Genomic DNA, 4,182 nt, shown 5'->3' with positions numbered 1-4,182 from the left:
CCGGTTCGGTGGAACGAGTGGGACGGTTCAGGATGCGTTTGGTCAACATGACAGTGCTCCGGTAAGAACGCCGGAACGGGCGTTTCCCCCAGCTCGGAAAGACTCGAGCACCGATCATGGGCGAGCCCCGCGCGGTGTCGCGGAGCGCTCGTCTCCCACCCGCGCCCTTCCGGTGCGGGCAGGGTCGGGCGCGGGCGGCGGCCCGCGCGGACAGGGCAGCGTCCAGTCAGCTCTCTGGCGCCATCCGGTCATCACCGTCGCCTTCGCAGGGGCCCAGCCGTACGCAGCATTCCCCGGGCTCGGGGGCCAGGACAGCCCGGACCCCGCTGACCTGGAGGCCGTCGAGGTAGCCGCTGAGGAAGGCATGGTTCATGCCGCACACCAGGTCGGGGGCCTTCGCGGCCAGCGGGTGGAACGGACAGTTGAGCAGCCGGAGCCTGGTGGGGGTCTCCCGGACCGGTTCGTAGCCGTACTGCTCCAGCAGCCCTTCGCAGGCGGTCAGCCCGCGCTCCGGGCCGAGGCGGCCCGGGCGGGTCTCCTCCCGCGCGTCCTGGCCCATCCGACGGCCGCGCTGCTCGGCGGTCCGCAGCGCCGCGTGCACGGCGCTCTCGTCGGCGCCCTCGGTCAGGACTGCGTCCAGGAGGAGGTCCGCCAGGAGTTCGTGCCGCCGGTCGGGGATGCTCACGGTGATCTGGGTGTCGGTCGGCTCGTAGACCTTCGGCCGCCTGCCGACCTTGCGGATCCCACCGGGCGACTCGTAGCGGGCGCGCAGCAGGCCGGCTTCAACGAGTTTGTCCAGGTGGAAGGCGGCGAGCTTGCGCGAGATGCCAACGCTGGCGGCCGCCTCGTCACGGGTGACGGCGCGGCGGGCGCGTCGGATGAAGGTGAACATGCGCCGCCGTGACGCCTCGCTCAGGACGCTGACGGAGTCGATGCCGGCGTCGGCCGCGTCGGCCGGCGCAGTCGGATCAGAAGCCACAGGACCACAGTAACTCCAGCCTGCATGGGCGCAAGCGCTGCTCAGATCGGATTGTGCTGCGACGTCTTGACGGCCTCTCCTAATAAGACCAAGATTTGTTGGTGAAATAGAAGGGAGGTTGCGATGGCCAGTGAGTCACAGCTTCAGGCGAAGCGCCCGGTCAGCGCCTCGCTCGCCGGCCCCTACGGCCACCCGTTCCACCCGATCCTGGTGACCGTGCCGATCGGCGCCTGGGTGGCCGGCCTGGTGTTCGACATCGCTTCCCACGCCGTGCACCGTCCGGAGTTCCTCACCGAGGGCTCGCAGTGGCTGATCGCGGTGGGGCTGATCGGTGCCCTGGCGGCAGCCATGGTCGGATTCCTCGACCTGTTCGCGATCCCCACCGGCACCCCGGCCTTTCGCACCGCCCTGGTCCACATGACGCTGAACCTGCTGGTGACGGCCGCCTACGCCGTCAACTTCGCCTGGCGCCACGGCACCCACACCGACGGCAGTGTCGGCCTGGGCAAGATCGCCCTGTCCGCGGTCAGCCTGGCGGTCCTGGGCGTCTCGGGATTCCTGGGCGGAAAGCTCGCCTACCGATACGGCGTGCGGGTCGCCGACGAGGACACCCAGGCCGAGGGATACACGCCCGGCCGCGGTGCGCGGGACACCGGCTCCGCCCCGCGCACCTGACACCGCGGCCGGTGCGGTCCGGCCGCCTTCGACATGCTCACCACCGGGAGAGTTCCCCATGGACATCGCCGCACTGATCACCTGGGTGATCACCGCCCTCGGCGGGTTCTACATGCTCGGCACCTGGATCCAGCACGGCGGGATCCGTCAGCAGCAGTCCGGTACCAGCCGCCTGCCCGCACCCGTCGTCTTCGGGCACTTGGCCCTGGCCGCGCTCGGGCTGGTGGTGTGGATCATCTATGCCGTGACCGACGAGAACGCCCTGGCCTGGACCGCGTTCGGCCTGCTCCTGCCGGTCGCCCTGCTCGGGTTCGTCATGCTGGCCCGCTGGATCCCCGTCCACCGCGACCGTGCCACAGCCGCGGCGGCACCAGCGGCCGCGACCGCTTCCGGAGCCGTGGGAGCCGTCCCCGCCGAACGGCACTTCCCACTGCCAGTGGTCCTGGCCCACGGCCTGTTCGCCGTGGTCACCCTCGTTCTGGTGCTCCTCACCGCCCTCGGCATCGGTGGTAGCTGACATGACCAAGCCGCACGACGCCACCGCCCGGATACACCCTCAGGGCGACGAAGGAACGGCACCCGCAGGACGTGCCCTGCGGGTGGTCCACGAGCCCGGCGGTATCGACCTGGCCGCCGCGGAGGCGGCAGCCGGCCAGTTCCTCGACGCCCTCGGCATCTCCACCGCCTCGGAGAGCCTGCGCGGCACACCGGGCCGGATGGCCCGGGCCTACGCCGAACTGTTCAGCCCGCGTCCCTTCGACCTGACCACCTTCCCCAACGACGAGGGCTACGACGAACTCGTCCTGGCCCGCCGCATACCCGTCCGGTCCGTCTGCGAGCACCACCTGCTGCCGTTCGTCGGCACCGCCCACGTCGGCTACCTGCCCGGCGCGCGGATCCTCGGCCTTTCCAAGCTGGCCCGCGTCGTCGAGCACTTCGCCTGCCGCCCCCAGGTGCAGGAGCGCCTGACCAAACAGGTCGCCGACTGGCTCCAGACCCACCTGGAGCCCAAGGGCGTCGGGGTGGTGATCGAGGCCGAGCACTCCTGCATGACCCTGCGCGGAGTCCAGGCCACCGGTTCCAGCACCATGACCTCCACCCTGCTCGGCCTGCTGCGTTCCGACGCCCGCTCCCGCAGCGAGTTCCTCGCCCTGACCGGCGCGGCCTCGTGACCGCGGGCGGTCGGTGCTCATGAGGCACCCGTCGCCGCTCATGAGGGACCGGTCGTCGCCTATGAGGCATCGACGGGAGGGCTGACACCTGACCGGGCATCAGCCGGCCGAGGCTCAGCGGAGGGACAGCGCCCGACCCCCTGGCCCGTGCTGCGCGAAGGGGTCGGCCACCCGCTGACGAGAACGGCCGCCGCCGCGCTGCTGGAGACCGCAGCCCGGCATCTCGGTACGGGCACCCGGTCGGCTGGTGCCGCTGGAGGCCGCGCCGTGCGACTGGCGGGGGCGACTGTCTGCCCGGGGGCGGGCGATGCTGACGGGTGCCGCAGGGTGGAGACGTACCTCCGCGAGCGCGGATGAGATTTCGGTCGCCGGCCGCGCCCGGTACCGGGCCGGGTGTTCAGACCTCGTCCGTCGAGACCGTCCGCGTACGGCTGGTGGACCGCGGCGTCCATGTACCGGCACCCGGCATAGCCGCCCCCTATACCCGGCATTGGCAGATCGCCCGTTGTTCCGGTGGCGTGCGCAGGGTGAGGGTGGCGGGGACATCCCACCGGCTGCAAAGGAGCGGCACATGGCTGTGGCACCGGGCGACATCCGGTTCGAGGTGGCGGGACATCTGACGGGGAACTTCATCGGCGGGCAGTGGGTCGCGGCGCAGTCCGGACAGCGGCGCGCCGATGTGAACCCGGCCGACTTCACCGACGTACTGGGCGAGTTCGCGGAGTCGGGCGGCGCCGACGTGGACCTGGCGGTCGAGGAGGCGCGGCGGGCGCTGGACGGGTGGCGCGCTCTGGGGCCGGTCGAGCGGGCCGCGTTCCTCACCAGGGCGCTGCGCATCCTGGACGAGCGGTCCGGAGAGCTCGCGTACGCGATCACCCGCGAGCAGGGCAAGTTGCTCAAGGAGGCGGCCGGGGAGGTGCGAAGGGCCGAAGCGGTACTGGAGTTCACTACCGGGCAGGCGCGTCGCCTGGGCGGGGTGACCGCTCCCGCGGAGGAGGAGCGGACCTTCGCGTACACCTTCCGCAGGCCGATCGGCGTGGTGGGATTGATCTCACCGTGGAACTTCCCGCTGGCGATCCCCATGTGGAAGGTGGCCCCCGCGCTCCTCGCCGGGTGCACGGCGGTGCTGAAGCCGTCGCCGCTGACGCCGCTCACCTCGGCGGTGCTCGTGGACGTGTTCCGCGCGGCGGGCTTGCCGAACGGCGTGCTCAACCTTGTGCAGGGCGACGCGGCGGCCGGTGAGGCGCTGGTCGCCAATCCGGCGGTGGCCGGCATCAGCTTCACCGGGTCGCTGGCGATCGGCACCGCCATCCACGCGGGCGGTGCCCACCGCCTGCTGCGTACGCAGCTGGAGCT

At 71.5% G+C, this 4,182-nt stretch carries 5 protein-coding genes; 4 read left to right on the top strand and 1 reads right to left on the bottom strand.

Annotated elements, in window-relative coordinates; all coding sequences use genetic code 11:
* Positions 1–226: 226 nt before the first annotated feature.
* A complete protein-coding gene (locus BZY54_RS28020) occupies positions 227–979 on the bottom strand; it encodes a helix-turn-helix transcriptional regulator (RefSeq protein ID WP_086728123.1) in 753 nt (250 codons plus the stop codon).
* 123 nt (positions 980–1,102) lie between these two features.
* On the opposite strand from BZY54_RS28020, the gene BZY54_RS28015 reads away from it, so the two are divergent.
* From BZY54_RS28015 to BZY54_RS28000, 4 genes are all read left to right on the top strand, one after another.
* Complete coding sequence (locus BZY54_RS28015; protein WP_086728122.1) at positions 1,103–1,654, top strand: DUF2231 domain-containing protein; 552 nt, start codon at positions 1,103–1,105, stop codon at positions 1,652–1,654.
* A gap of 58 nt (positions 1,655–1,712) precedes the next feature.
* The gene (locus tag BZY54_RS28010) at positions 1,713–2,171 is read left to right on the top strand and encodes a hypothetical protein (protein WP_086728121.1); all 459 of its coding nucleotides are present in this window, start codon (positions 1,713–1,715) and stop codon (positions 2,169–2,171) included.
* A gap of 1 nt (position 2,172) precedes the next feature.
* Positions 2,173–2,826: a GTP cyclohydrolase I FolE gene (gene folE, locus BZY54_RS28005; RefSeq protein WP_086728120.1), complete on the top strand. Its 654-nt coding sequence runs from the start codon at positions 2,173–2,175 to the stop codon at positions 2,824–2,826.
* A gap of 571 nt (positions 2,827–3,397) precedes the next feature.
* Positions 3,398–4,182, top strand: a 785-nt coding sequence (locus BZY54_RS28000; protein ID WP_143668135.1) for an aldehyde dehydrogenase family protein, incomplete at its 3' end; no start/stop codon positions are given.

This window comes from Streptomyces carpinensis (assembly GCF_002154505.1).
Classification (GTDB): domain Bacteria; phylum Actinomycetota; class Actinomycetes; order Streptomycetales; family Streptomycetaceae; genus Streptomyces; species Streptomyces carpinensis.
Note: the sequence above shows the minus strand (reverse complement) of the source record. Positions and strands in the feature narration are given on the sequence as shown.